Origin of the sequence: Ekhidna sp. (assembly GCF_965212185.1) — a bacterium.
Classification (GTDB): Bacteria; Bacteroidota; Bacteroidia; order Cytophagales; family Cyclobacteriaceae; genus Ekhidna.
This window is the reverse complement of the sequence record NZ_OZ243102.1, coordinates 3,434,218-3,448,153: the sequence shown is the minus strand read 5'-3', so window position 1 is coordinate 3,448,153 and position 13,936 is coordinate 3,434,218. Positions and strand designations below refer to the sequence as shown.

Below are 13,936 nucleotides of genomic sequence, written 5' to 3'. Positions count from 1 at the left end.
AATTTTTGAAGTCAATGAGAAATAAACTATTCATACTCTTATTTTCTTTATTGGGATATTCAGTTATATCCGATGCACAGTATTATGAAGATGCATTCCGCTTTAGCAATACCAATTACGGACTTGGTAGCACCGCAAGAATGCAGGGGATTGGAGGAGCTCAGGTGGCACTTGGTGGTGATATAAGTTCTGCTGTATCCAATCCAGCCGGGCTTGGGTTTTTTAACAAAAGCGTATTTGTATTTACTCCATCTATAGATTTCAGAAATGCCAATACTAACTTTAGCATATTCAGATCAGATGGAATTGAGAGCTACGGTTCTGAAGAAACCTTTAAAAACAATTTCAACTTTGCCAACATAGGCACAGTCGTAAATTTCGGGAAGGGTCGTTTCACGGAAGATAGATTTAAAGGAGGCTCGCTAGCTATCTCTATTAGCAGAAACAGCACCTATCATTTGAATAGAAATTACGAAGGTCCAAATGGTTATAACTCGATTGTTGATAATATTCTACAGGAAGCCGGAACAACACCAGTTGATAACCTAAGTGAGCTTGGTTATGCCGCCTATGATCAGTTTTTGATAACTCCTGTAACTGACGGTTATGGAGCATTTGTTGGGGGGTATCCTATCCAGCGTGAAAGGATTAAAGAGAGGGGCTCCCATTATCAGTTAAATATAGCCTACGGGGGTAATTATGATGATATTTTCTACTTCGGTGGAGGTATGGGTGTTCAAATACTTAATTACAGGCAAGAACGATATTATCAGGAGTTTGATTTTCTACAAGGTGGCTCAGACTTAGATTCACTAAATGCGATCTATGTTGATAATGAATTTAGTGTAAGAGGATCTGGAATAAATTTTAATGTTGGAGCGATTTTAAGACCAGTGCCATTTTTAAGCATTGGTGCATCTTATACTTCTCCTTCATTTATTTCACTAGATGAGGAGAGCTTCCTTGATATGGAAGCAGATTGGGATGCAGGGACTTCCTATACAGAGGAGGTTGACGGTGATCAGGTAACCTATGATTTAGGAAATATAGATCCATATCAAAGTGATTTGTTTGTGAATCAATATCGACTAAGAACCCCATCTAAAATTGGACTTGGTGCAGCTTTATTTGTTGGCAAGAGTGGTTTTCTTTCAGGGGATATCGAAATGGTAGACTATGGAAGAGCTAATTTGAATTCTGATGATTTTTCTACCTCTGATGACAATGATATTATCAATGAAATTTATGAGCCAGTGATTAATATTCGGGTTGGCGGAGAATATAGGTTTGACAAATTGAGATTACGAGCGGGATACGCATTTTTCCCTGACCCAATAAAAAATTCCAGTCTTTTGGATAGAGAAAACATCACAGCTGGTTTTGGATATCGAACCCTTGACTACTTTATAGATTTTGCTGTGGTTACCAGTAAGTATCAAATTGAAGCCGTTCCATACTTTATTTCTGAGAATCAGCCTTTAGCGACTTCTGATATAAATAATACGACCGTTTCGGTGAGTTTCGGATTCAACTTCTAGAAAAGCTTAATAAGATCTTTGTATTTCTGAATGGTGTAATCAGCTTGATTGTACCATTCTTTTCTTTTCTCCAGCAAATTTTCAAGCGTATTGGACTGCATCAATGGGCGGGTGGTATCTCTATTGAGTCGTTGATGGATTTCATCAATTGGTGTGTCGACATATATGATAGTGCCAGCTCTTTTCATGGTTTCCATGTTATTAAAAAAGCATGGTGTGCCACCACCTGTAGCCATTACAAAATCATCGAGCTCATCTAGAACTTTTTCTAAAAGCAGTTTTTCTAATTGGCGGAAATGAGCTTCGCCTTTCTCCTCGAAAATTTCTTTAATCTTTAGTTTACTAGCCTTTTCAATGTCCTGATCGAGATCTACAAATTGCAACCCCAGATGTACAGCTAAATCCAAACCCATAGTGGTTTTGCCTGCTCCTGGAAGACCAATTAAGAATATTCTTCGACTCACTGCTGATTTAAAATTTCAATTACATTGTCAGCGAGAGGTGTATCGTTATAGTGCCATTTAGCGAGTACTGTTCCATCCTGAAGCAATAAAACTCCCGGATTTGATCGCACCATCGTTTTTAATACAGTTGCATCCGCAAAAAAGTATGGCGCTGCGAGTTGATTTTTGTGACGGAAAGACTCAAACTTATCATAACCGGAAGAGGTAAGCATCCAGGTTTCAAAGCGAGGATTTTGAATGGTCAGATTTCTCAATCGGTCGATTTCATCTAATGATGTTTTTTCAACTTGATGAACGATGATTAAAAGCTTGGTACCATTCATCAATTCATTGGTATAGTCATTATCTCCTTCCCAGACATTCAGGTCCGTGATTTTCGCAGCAGCATCTGGGTTCATCAGCTTTGAATCAACATATTCATAACCTCCATCTGATGGGTAAGTTTCAAACTCATACGTTTCTCCATCTTTTTCCATGATGTATAGGTACTTCAGCGGTTCTGAGTTTTGCATCAATGAAGGTAAATGGTTCCCTATTTTGTATGCCCTAAAATCAATAAATGGGAGATGTAGAATGGCATAAATAGCCAATGCGGTAAAGAAAACAGTTGTGCCAATAACTTTTACTTCACTAAGCATTGGGCTAAGCATTGGCTTGTAGCTGTCTTTTTTCCAAAAAACAACGCCGATGAGAACAAGTAAAATAATGTCCTTATAAAAAGATTGCCATGGAGTAAGCTTAATAGCATCTCCAAAACATCCACAGTCTGTCACCTTGTTAAAATAGGCAGAATAGAACGTTAGGAAAGTGAAAAAGACAATCATGGCCAGTAATATCCAGGATGTAATTTTCATGCGATAGCCTATGATTAGTGCAACTCCAAGAACCACTTCAAGCACACTTAATACCACACTTAGGAATAGTGCTGCCGGCACAAACCACTCAAAGAAGGGAGCAATATCTGATGCAAATACCTGAAAGTATTCCTCAAGCTTGATCGCAGTGCCTACCGGATCGTTGACTTTTATAGCACCGGAAAAAATAAAAAGGGCACCAACAGCGTATCGTGCGAATTCTTTAATGATTTTCATAACGATTCTTCTTCTTTCAATTTTATCAAACAAAAAACAGAGTAATTGATCATGTCCTGATAGTTGGCATCTATACCCTCAGAAATGAGTGTCTTTCCGGCATTATCTTCTATTTGTTTTACTCGCATAAGTTTCATGAGTATGATGTCTGTCATTGAGCTTACACGCATGTCTCGCCACGCCTCTCCATAGTCATGGTTTTTAGCTGATAATAATTCACGAGTATCATCTGCGACCTCATCATACATAGGCTCCAGGGTGGAGAATGGAATTTCCATTTCCTCTGTTCCATTGAGTTTCATTTGTATGATGGCAATAATGCAATAGTTAATAATCCCGATGAATTCGTTGGTAATGTCTTCACCCACTTTGTTTTCACCTTTCTCCTGAATGGATCGGATGCGTTGTGCTTTTATGAAAATCTGATCAGTAATCGAAGGCAAGCGAAGTATTCTCCAGGCTGTACCGTAATCTTTAGTTTTATTGGCAAAAATCTCTTTGCACTCAGAAATGATCTCCTTGTATTGCTGTTCAGTTTCAATTTTCATAGTCAACAGTCGTCAGTACCTGGTCCACAGATTAGATTTGTAGTGACTGTCGGCTAATCGACTGTCATCCGTAGACTTGAAACAACAAAACTAATCCATTGAGCCCCAAACATACCATCAATATTCGAGGAGAAATTTTAGATTTATCAACACCTAAAGTGATGGGTATTATCAATGTAACTCCTGATTCATTTTTTGTAGAAAGTAGAAAAAATGGGATTGACGATCTTCTGAGAACATCAGAGAAAATGTTGGAAGAAGGAGCCACTTTTTTAGATATTGGCGGTTACTCGTCCAGACCTGGAGCTGATGATATTTCATTAAAAGATGAGATCTCAAGAGTAATTGATCCAATTAAAGCGGTATCTAAGCGATTTCCTGAAGCCATTATTTCCATTGATACGTTTAGGTCAGAAGTGGCAAGGGCCGCAGTGGAATCAGGGGCTTGTTTGATAAATGATATTTCTGCAGGTCATCTTGATTCTGAAATGTTGGAGACAGTAGCAAAATTAGAAGTTCCATACATTGCGATGCACATGAAGGGTACTCCTCAAAACATGAAGGAGCTGACAAGGTATGATGATTTGCTTCTTGAAGTAGTGAAATACTTTTCATCAGTTATTCATGATTGCAACCAGTTGGGGATTAAGGATGTCATAATAGATCCAGGGTTTGGATTTGCTAAGACCGCCGAGCAAAGTTTTGATTTACTGAATAAACTGAATCATTTTCACCACCTTGATCGGCCACTTCTTGTGGGCGTCTCGCGCAAGTCTATGATCTACCGAACACTGAATTTGACCGCTGAGGAAGCTTTGAATGGTACGACGGTAGTAAATACCGTAGCTTTGTTAAAAGGCGCACAGATTTTGCGTGTACATGATGTGAAGGAGGCAGTGGAGACCATAAAACTTGTAAGTAAACTGAGTTGATTTTAGGATTTCAAATAGGATTTTTAGATATCGGCTGGAAGGATGTTTTGGATATTCTTCTGGTGACTTTCCTATTGGTTCAGGTTTACAAGCTTATGAAGGGAAGTGTGGCGATCAAAGTGTTTGTTGGATTCCTTTCTATTTACCTCATCTATCTGGTAGTAAATGCCCTCCAGATGGAACTCTTAAGTACCATTCTGGGGCAGTTTATGGGGGTTGGAGTTTTAGCCGTAATCATCCTTTTTCAGCAGGAAATTAGAAAATTCTTATTGCTGGTAGGTCGAACCAATATTTTTGAAGAAGGCAAGTTTTTTAAGAACGTTCGATTCTGGTCTCAAAATGGTAATGCGAAACGAGCCAACATTACACCCATTGTGGAGGCAGTAAAGTCACTTGCCGGATCAAATACCGGAGCGCTAATTGTACTTTCAGAGGACTCACCCTTAAAATTTTATGCAGAGTCCGGTGATGCGATGGACTCTCTACTTTCAAAAAGATTGCTACTTGCCATATTTAATAAATACAGTCCGCTGCACGATGGAGCTGTGATTGTTCACAAAGATCGAATTGTGGCTGCACGTTGTATACTCCCTGTTACTGAGCGAGATGTTCCTGCGCAATATGGCTTGAGACACAGGGCAGGACTCGGTATGTCAGAGAATACTGAAACGTTCATTATTGCAGTCTCAGAAGAAACAGGTCAAATATCAGCGATGCAGAACGGAGAAGTAATGCATAACATCTCCGCACAGGAGCTTAGGCGTAAGATCAACAAATACCTCAACGAGCCTAAGGAGCTTAAAAAGGAAAAAGAAAAGAAAGACGAACCGCAGCTTGAGGTGAAAGAAGAAGTGGCTTAAATAGGTGACAAATTGCTATATTTAATTATGGCACGCCTGCTTTTTATTTTATTCCTCACAACAATACTTTACAATGTTAAAGGCCAGGAGGTCAATTTTGATAGCCTGAGAAATGTAATCCAATCAAAAAAGGATACAGCCAAAATCGACATTGCCAATAAGATCACACATTACTTATCTACAAGAGCGCCTGATACTGCGCTGCTGATTGGATATCAGTCACTGGAAGAGGCCAAAGAGAGTAAATATCTTTTTGGAATAGCTGAAGCATACAATAACATTGGTACGGTTAAAATCGAACAAAGTGAGTATGACACAGCGGTTGCTCTTTTTCAGAAGGCAGTAGAAAGTTATGAGATTATTGATAACAAAAAAGGACAAGCGCAGGCTAAAAATAATATTGGTCACATTGAACGCTTAAGAGGAAATTATGAGAAAGCAACCACCGCCTTACTTGAAGCCCTTGCTATAAACGAAGAGATTGGTAATGAAAAAGGCATTGCATCCAATACCATCAATCTAGGAATTGTTTTTTCAGATCTAAAACAAGTTGACAAAGCCATTGAATATTACAGAAAAGCAATACCCCCATCTGAGAAGTTGAATCAGTTAAGAAGTCTTGGTAACATTTATAATAATATTTCAATCGAGTTTAGAAAACGTAATCAACTAGACTCAGCCTTAAAATATCTGAAAGAATCAATACAGTATAGAAAACAAGCAAATGCTTTGAGAGATTTAGCTGGTAGCTACAGCAACTTGGCTATCCTATATTTTTATTTAGACAAGAAAGATTCAACATTAATCCTTTTTAATCAAGTGTTAGAAACCTATCAGAAACTTGGAAATAAAAAGGAAATAGCCAGGTGCTATTATAATATATCTGAGCTACACCGAATGGAAGGAAGACTGATGATGGCCACCAGCTCCATTAAGAAAAGCTTAGATTTTGCAAAAGAAATAAACAGTAAAGAACAAATAAGAGATGCATATATGGGGCTTTCTCAAATTAATGCCTCTTTAGGAAATTTTGAAGAGGCCTATGATAGTAGATTACAATATGAATTGTATCAGGACAGCTTGCTAAATGAACGAAACAATAGAGTTATCACAGAATTGTCAGGGAAGTATGATACTGAAAAAAAAGACAAGCAAATTGCTGAGTTAGAGCTTGAACAACAGACTGCTGCACTTTCATTGGCGAGAGCCAATAATGAAAGAAATATATTTATCGCTGTGGCTACTGTTATACTGCTTGTGGCCATTTTGTTATTTACTTTCTTCAGGCAGAAAAGAAAGTCTTTGGCTGAAAAAGAATTACTACTGAAAGAAATTCATCATCGGGTAAAGAACAACCTTCAGGTAATTTCCAGCCTTTTAAATCTCCAGGCGGATTCACTGGAAAGCGATGTGGCAAAAGATGCAGTGAAAGAAGGTCAGAACCGGGTGAAATCCATGGCACTGATCCACCAAAAATTATACTCAGCAGAGGATGTTAGGGGAGTAGATGTTCAGGACTATCTCGAAAATTTATCGAAAGAGTTATTCAAAGCTTTTGGTGTAGACGAGGAAAAAATCAACTGGAAAGTAAACACCAATGGATTGAAATTAGACATTGACACGATTATCCCTCTTGGACTCATTATTAATGAACTAATTACAAACTCAATCAAGTATGCTTTTGATGATAATGAAAATGGCACACTTGAGATTCATATGAAAGAAGAAGGCGACAGCTTGAATGTCACTGTAGCTGATAGTGGCAAAGGGCTTGATGAAAATGCCTTACAAAATTCTAATGCATTTGGGTGGAAGATGATTCAGTCATTGAGTAGAAAACTGAAAGCGGAAGTAAATGTGAATGCTGAAAATGGAACTCGAGTGAATCTTATGCTTACCAGATATAAGCTAGTCGCATGAGTAAGGTAGCAGTCCTAATTGTTGAAGATGAGCCATTGATTGCAGATGATATTGCTCTTATTATTGAACGTGCAGGATATGACATCTTTGGGATTGAGGACAATGCAGAAGATGCATTAAGTACATTAAATGGAGGCAAGCCTGATATTGCTCTGCTAGACATTAACATAGAAGGTGAAAAAGACGGCATCCAACTTGCTCATCTTATTAACACAAAACATCAGATACCTTTTGTATACCTGACTTCATATTATGATAAAAACACATTGGCCCGAGCCAAGGCGACCAATCCAGGGGGATATATTGTAAAGCCGTTCGATGAGGGCGATTTGATTGCAAACATTGAGCTGACGCTTTCTAAAAAAAAGTCAAATCATGAGGTTCCTGCTGACAAGGTATTCGTTCGCAACCAAGGCCAACTTCAGGCAGTAGATCCTTTAGAAATCTTGTATGCTGAAAGCGAGGATAACTACACCAATATCTATCTTGAAGATAGGAAGCTGGTTGTCAGTCATACGTTAAAAAGTGTAGAAGAACAATTGACTCCTTTCGGATTCGTTCGCATACATAAATCATACCTCGTTAATTTTCAGAAAATCACCAGCATCCACGAAGGATATGTCTTCATTGATGAAATGAAGATTCCGGTAGGAAGGGCTTACAGAGAAGACTTCCTTAAAAGGCTGGCTATACTCTAATGGTCGTTTACTTCATTCATTCTGTTGTTCACTAAAAGTAGGTTTTTGTTCAATTAATTGTAAGGCAAATTCATGGCCTAATCAAACTTATGCTGCCATGAAAAAGCTAACACTACTGCCATTTATTTTTATTTTTATTCTTACAGCTAAAGCTCAAACAGCACTTGACCCGCAAGAAATTAGGCATAATTCATTTGTTGCTATCGTTGATCCTGAAGACGGCTCCACAAGTTTTCTCATGCAAGTTTCCAGAGACGATAAGTTCATCGATTTGGTAGTGGATGGTCAATGGATCGTATCAGGTTATGCGAATGACCCCTTGCACAAGAACAGTCCTTTGAGAGTTAAGAACCTTGAGTCAAACACTACTTACTATTATAGATTTTCCTATGACACTTCTGATCCTAAGTATGGGAATGTTGAATTCGCACATACATGGGATCCTCCGGCAACTCCAGTACTTCAACCACCAATAATCAGTACCAATGAGGTGACGTTTAATTGGGAAAGCGATGATCCAGATGTGACCGGTTTTGAAATATGGGTATACGGAGCATCAGGTTGTTTTCAAGGGGGTACAATGGTGCAGGACAATATTCTTACCGTCGGTCCTGATGATCGCTCGCTAACGTATGATTTTGTATTTTTCGATGAGACTACCTATCGATTCTCTATTTATGCGTGGGGGCCAAAGGGAGTTTATGGGGACCCTGACTCAAAACTAGCAATGTCCTGCGCTTGCTATGAATCGTATAACTTATCAACCCTGGTAGAAGACTATAACATCTACATGGAATGGTCAGAACCAACTGGAGAATTAGCTTTATACAGCCTATATGATTTAGAAGTAGAAGGTGAATCAGTTCCGGCATCTTTTTTTAGCGGATCTAACGGAGGAGGCAGTTCCTACAATCAATTTCTAAATTGGGAGTGGGACATTTCTGGAAACTGGGAAATAGATCATGAAAAATATGTCCGAAATAATAAGGTAAGTCTTATTGGATCGGGACCCGGTACATTCAAAGTGAAGTTGGTAGACCCATGCACAGGTGCTGAGTCTGCAGAAATTGTTTATGAAAATAAGGCCACTCAGACAATAACTTTCGATCCAATTTCTCAAAGAACTTTCGGCGATGCAGATTTTCAATTGAATGCCACATCAAGCTCAGGTCTTCCAATCAGTTATCATAGTTCCAATGGAGGCATTGCTACAGTTTCAGGGAATACAGTCACTATTGTGGGAGCCGGGTCAACAGTGATAACTGCTAGTCAGTCAGGTGATGACTTGTACCAGGAGGCTGAAGATGTACAGCAAACCCTTACAGTTAATAAGGCAAATCAGATAATTTCTTTTGGTTCATTAAGTGATATAAAGTATTCGGATGACCCTTATGCTCTATCTGCTAGTTCTACTTCAGGTCTAAATGTTACTTTCATGAGTTCAGATGAAAGTATTGTTGAAATTATCAATGGCAATGAGGCTAATCCTGTTGGGGTAGGCACTGTTGCATTAACTGCATCCCAATCAGGTGATTCTGACTATAATCCTGCAATTGATGTCGATCAGCAGTTGACTGTATCAAAGGGAGATCAGTCAATAGATTTTGAAATGATTACAGGCACTTATACCGTCAATGGTAGTGGTTTTTCTCTTAATGCAATAGCTTCATCTGGTCTTACCGTTTCATTCATAAGTTCCGATGAAAATATAGTTTCCATATCAGGATCCACAGTATTGATTGAAGGAGCTGGAACTGCCACTATCACAGCTCAACAATCTGGTAACAGTCTGTACAATGCTGCACAGGATGTAAGCCAAGAGGTTACAATCCACAAACTCTCACAAACAGTAACAGTTCCTGATTTGTCTGGGAATAGTTACACATATGGTTTAAGTGCCAGTCCGTTTCAGGTAACTAATTCCAGTGGAATTGAAAATATGATATTTGAGAGTTCAGATGAAAATGTTTTTTCCATACAAAATGTCTCTAACGCAGGGGGTGGTGTTTTTTATGTCACCATTGCTGCAGAAGGTGCTGGAACTGCAACATTTATTGCTACACAACCTGGCGATGATAATTATGAGTCGGAATCATCCTCAACAACTATAACGATAAATAAGAGTGATCAGCTTATCGAATTTTTTAGTTTGACACCTGTTTTCTTTGATGAAAACGATTTTCAGATATCTGCTACTGCTGAGTCGGGGTTACCTGTTACATTTATTAGTACAGACCCTTCCATTGCTTCAGTTACTGGCACCACAGTAATGGTTCACAACGCAGGTGAAACAACAATCATTGCCTCTCAATCAGGAAATGCAAATTTCGAAGCAGCAACAGACGTACCTCAGGTCTTAACTGTAATGAAGAGAATCCAAACCATATCATTTAATACTGATATGCCTCAATACCCAACGTTTGGTGATGGACCGTATGATTTTAATCCTTCAGCCTCCTCTGGTTTACCAGTGTCAATAGAAATTGATGACGAAAGCGTTGTGACTGTTGAGAATGGTATCGCTACTATCGTGGGAGCAGGTATTGCAACCATCACCGCCAACCAATTAGGTAATCAAAACTATCATTCAAAAGAAAGTCAAATTACAGTTGAGGTAGAGCGATCATCTCAATCAATCACTTTTAACTCACTGGCCCAAAAAAATTACGGATCTGCACCATTTGAACTCACCGCAGAATCAACATCAGGTTTATCAATTAGCTATTCAAGTGGTGATGAATCTGTAGCAACTATTGACGGTAATGTGGTAACGATTGTAGGCGTAGGCACCACCTATATCACTGCGAATCAACCTGGGGATGATAATTATTATGCTGCTGGAGAAAAGGGACAAACACTTACTGTAATTAAGGGTGATCAGGTAATTACATTTGATGAAATCAATGACCATGAAGTTGGTGAAATTGTGATGCTGTCTGCCACTTCAAGTAGCGGTCTTGCTGTTTCTTATGAAGTTACAGGACCAGCAACACTGGACGAAAACACACTTACATTGAATGACCAAGGGAGTGTAACGATAACCGCTTCTCAGACAGGGAATTCTAATTATAATGCTGCCAATATGGTTTCCAGAACTTTTGAGGTTTTAGCGGTAAAGCAAGAGCAGACAATTACGTTTAGTGTACCCGAATCTAAAGTATATGGTGATGTTCCTTTTGATCTTACCGCGACTTCTACTTCAGGGTTGGAAGTGACCTATACTAGCTCGGATGAAAATGTAGCAACAATTTCTGGTAATACGGTTACGATCCTTGGAGCTGGTACGACAGTAATTACAGCGTCTCAGCCTGGAAACGAATTTTTTGAATCAGCACCAGATATTGAGCGGAATCTTTCGATTGATAAGGCAGATCAGACAATCATGTTTAATGAGTTGGATGCAGTAACTTTTGGAGACGAGTCTTTTAATTTAGCAGCCACTTCATCAAGCGGATTACCTGTTTCTTTCTTAAGCTCAAATGGACTAGTTGCGTCCATAGACCAAACTGAAGTAATCATAGTAGGGGCTGGTTCTGCAATTATAACAGCTACACAAGATGGCGGGGCTAATTTCAACGCTGCAACTGTGGATCAAACCTTAATTGTAAACAAAGCCTCTCAAATGGTGGTTTTTAGTCCTTCCACTATCCCAGACCAAATACTTTCGGCTGAATCAATCTCTTTAGATATATATGGGAATCCACATGGAGAGGGAGAACTAAATGTGAGTATTTCAAGTGGTCCTGCAACAATTTCAGAGACCGGCCCTGACTTTTATGAAGTGATCTTTACTGGAGATGGCGAGGTGATCATTGAAGCTATGATTGAATCTACCGCTAATTATGAATCTGTAAGTGATCAATTAAGTTTTCTGATCACCGATGATTCAAAAGAAAATCAAACGATATCTTTTGGAGTGTTGGAATCTAAAATCTATGGTGACCCTTCATTTGACCTATCAGCTACTGCATCTTCCAATCTAGAAGTGAGCTACAGCAGCTCGAATGAAAATGTTGCTTCAATTTCTGGTAATACTGTTAATATCCATGGTGCAGGCACGACTGTTATTACTGCGACACAGCAAGGAAACGAAAGTTTTAATGCAGCATTGAGTGTATCACAAGAATTGATTGTGAGCAAAGCAGATCAGACAATTTCATTTCAAGAGATACCTTCAAAGTCATTAGGTGATTCTGAATTTGAATTAATTGCAGATGCTTCTTCTGGTTTGAACGTTTCTTTCACTAGCTCGAATCAAGATGTTGCTACAGTTTCTGGCAATATTGTTACGATAGTTGGTGCAGGCTCAACAATAATTACAGCGCTACAGGAGGGTGATTTAAATTATAATCCAGCTAGTCCTGTGGAGCAGACACTAACTTTAACTTCGAAGCAGTCACAAACAATCAATTTTGAATCTATTCCAACCAAAACTTTTGGTGAAGAAGATTTTATAGTTTCTGTATCAGCCACATCAGGTTTACCTGTAATCTTGGTGAGTTCAAACACCGCAGTTGCCACAATTTCGAATAATACCATATCAATTGTTGGAGCAGGCATTACCACAATAACAGCTTCACAGAATGGAGACGATGGTTTTGAGCCTGCGAACAGTGTTTCAAGAGAAATGATTGTAAATAAGGCTGATCAAACAATTTCTTTCGAGGCTCTACCAACAAAAATATTTGGTGATTTAGATTTTACTTTAAATGCAATGTCATCTAGTGGATTAGTTGTAAGCTATTCAAGCTCGGATGAATCAGTAGCTACTATATCCGGAAATACAGTTTCGATTGTGGGCGCAGGTGCTACGCAGATTGTTGCAAGTCAATCTGGAAATACAAATTATAAGTCAGCAGTTGATGTATCTCAGTCACTGACAATTGAGAAAGGAGATCAGGTTATTACTTTCGATCCTATTTCTGATGTCAATATCAGTGTTGGATCCGTGGAATTGAATGCGGTTTCAAATATTGGATTAGCTGTCGAGTTTTCAGTGATATCCGGACCAGCTACAGTAAATGGAACAACTGTTTCATTAACGGGGACAGGAAATATTTTAATTGAAGCCTCACAAGCTGGCAATTCTAATTACAAACCTGCATCGGCACAACAGTCTTTTGTTGTAACAGATGACTCTAAGCAAGAACAGACAATCACATTTGAAGCGTTATCGATTGGTACGTTTGGAGATACACCATTCAACCTTACTGCTACTGCAAGTTCAGGATTGGATATATCCTACACTAGTTCAAACGAGTCTGTAGCAACTATTTCCGGCAATCAGGTAACAATAATTGGAGCAGGAACTACATTAATAACTGCCTCACAGCCAGGTAATGAAACATATGAAGCAGCTGCTAATGTCACACAAGAATTAATCGTAGAAAAGGCCAACCAAATCATCACTTTTAAGACAATTGAAGAAGTTTCAGTAGGAGAGTCAGTTGGTCTCTCAGCCATTGCTTCAAGCGGACTGCAAGTATCGTTTGAAGTTGAAGGACCAGCATCTTTGGATGGTACTAGTCTTGCGATTCTGGATCAAGGAACGGTAACTATCACCGCTTCTCAGCCAGGAGATGATAATTGGAATCAAGCAGAGTTAGTAAGCCAGACATTGGAAATAACCGCAACAACTCTTGGAGTATCTGACGAAACGATCTTAATATATCCGAATCCATTTACAGAAGTCTTGCACCTCAATCATGCTGAACCTGTTGACGTTAGGATTTATGGGATGAGCGGATCATTGGTATGGTCGAAAAGTGAAGTTAAAGAAGAACTTAATGTGAGTGCTCTTGATGAAGGAATGTACGTTTTGGAGGTTGAAAGTGCCCAAGAAATTACGCGATTGCGCATAAGAAAAGTAAACTAAGGCAGCTTCC

9 protein-coding genes are annotated in these 13,936 nt (G+C 39.0%); 6 read left to right on the top strand and 3 right to left on the bottom strand.

Annotated features, from left to right (window positions below):
* The first annotated feature begins 14 nt into the window (after nucleotides 1–14).
* Complete coding sequence (locus ACOMC3_RS15000; protein WP_420316699.1) at nucleotides 15–1,538, top strand: OmpP1/FadL family transporter; 1,524 nt, start codon at nucleotides 15–17, stop codon at nucleotides 1,536–1,538.
* On the opposite strand, the gene ACOMC3_RS14995 is transcribed toward ACOMC3_RS15000, so the two are convergent.
* Genes ACOMC3_RS14995 through ACOMC3_RS14985 form a run of 3 tightly spaced genes read right to left on the bottom strand, consistent with a single transcriptional unit; the run spans nucleotide 1,535 to nucleotide 3,641 of the window.
* On the bottom strand, nucleotides 1,535–2,002 hold the full coding sequence (locus tag ACOMC3_RS14995) for a shikimate kinase (protein ID WP_420316698.1): 468 nt from the start codon (nucleotides 2,000–2,002) through the stop codon (nucleotides 1,535–1,537). The genes ACOMC3_RS15000 and ACOMC3_RS14995 overlap by 4 nt on opposite strands.
* The gene (locus ACOMC3_RS14990; RefSeq protein WP_420316697.1) at nucleotides 1,999–3,093 is read right to left on the bottom strand and encodes a BT_3928 family protein; all 1,095 of its coding nucleotides are present in this window, start codon (nucleotides 3,091–3,093) and stop codon (nucleotides 1,999–2,001) included. The genes ACOMC3_RS14995 and ACOMC3_RS14990 overlap by 4 nt, the downstream gene beginning before the upstream one ends.
* The gene (locus ACOMC3_RS14985) at nucleotides 3,090–3,641 is read right to left on the bottom strand and encodes a DUF1599 domain-containing protein (RefSeq protein WP_420316696.1); all 552 of its coding nucleotides are present in this window, start codon (nucleotides 3,639–3,641) and stop codon (nucleotides 3,090–3,092) included. The genes ACOMC3_RS14990 and ACOMC3_RS14985 overlap by 4 nt, the downstream gene beginning before the upstream one ends.
* Nucleotides 3,642–3,739: 98 nt before the next feature.
* Between ACOMC3_RS14985 and folP the strand changes: the two genes are divergently transcribed.
* The 5 genes from folP to ACOMC3_RS14960 all read left to right on the top strand — a co-directional run bounded on the left by folP (nucleotide 3,740) and on the right by ACOMC3_RS14960 (nucleotide 13,926).
* Complete coding sequence (folP, locus tag ACOMC3_RS14980; protein WP_420316695.1) at nucleotides 3,740–4,573, top strand: dihydropteroate synthase; 834 nt, start codon at nucleotides 3,740–3,742, stop codon at nucleotides 4,571–4,573.
* Nucleotides 4,570–5,433, top strand: a complete 864-nt coding sequence (cdaA, locus tag ACOMC3_RS14975) for a diadenylate cyclase CdaA (RefSeq protein ID WP_420316694.1) — start codon at nucleotides 4,570–4,572, stop codon at nucleotides 5,431–5,433. Before folP ends, cdaA begins: the two co-directional genes overlap by 4 nt.
* A 27-nt stretch (nucleotides 5,434–5,460) precedes the next feature.
* Entirely contained in the window at nucleotides 5,461–7,353 is a 1,893-nt protein-coding gene (locus tag ACOMC3_RS14970) for a tetratricopeptide repeat protein (RefSeq protein WP_420316693.1), read from the top strand.
* The gene (locus ACOMC3_RS14965) at nucleotides 7,350–8,051 is read left to right on the top strand and encodes a LytR/AlgR family response regulator transcription factor (RefSeq protein ID WP_420316692.1); all 702 of its coding nucleotides are present in this window, start codon (nucleotides 7,350–7,352) and stop codon (nucleotides 8,049–8,051) included. The genes ACOMC3_RS14970 and ACOMC3_RS14965 overlap by 4 nt, the downstream gene beginning before the upstream one ends.
* A 97-nt stretch (nucleotides 8,052–8,148) precedes the next feature.
* Nucleotides 8,149–13,926 carry a T9SS type A sorting domain-containing protein gene (locus ACOMC3_RS14960; RefSeq protein ID WP_420316691.1) on the top strand — a complete coding sequence of 1,926 codons (5,778 nt, stop codon included), beginning with the start codon at nucleotides 8,149–8,151 and terminating at the stop codon, nucleotides 13,924–13,926.
* Nucleotides 13,927–13,936: the final 10 nt, after the last annotated feature.

Coding starts and splice junctions, on each gene's coding strand:
- ACOMC3_RS14985 (WP_420316696.1), bottom strand. CDS start 3,641: ATGAAAATTGAAACTGAACAGCAATACAAGGAGATCATTTCTGAGTGC.
- ACOMC3_RS14965 (WP_420316692.1), top strand. CDS start 7,350: ATGAGTAAGGTAGCAGTCCTAATTGTTGAAGATGAGCCATTGATTGCA.
- ACOMC3_RS14990 (WP_420316697.1), bottom strand. CDS start 3,093: ATGAAAATCATTAAAGAATTCGCACGATACGCTGTTGGTGCCCTTTTT.
- ACOMC3_RS15000 (WP_420316699.1), top strand. CDS start 15: ATGAGAAATAAACTATTCATACTCTTATTTTCTTTATTGGGATATTCA.
- ACOMC3_RS14970 (WP_420316693.1), top strand. CDS start 5,461: ATGGCACGCCTGCTTTTTATTTTATTCCTCACAACAATACTTTACAAT.
- ACOMC3_RS14960 (WP_420316691.1), top strand. CDS start 8,149: ATGAAAAAGCTAACACTACTGCCATTTATTTTTATTTTTATTCTTACA.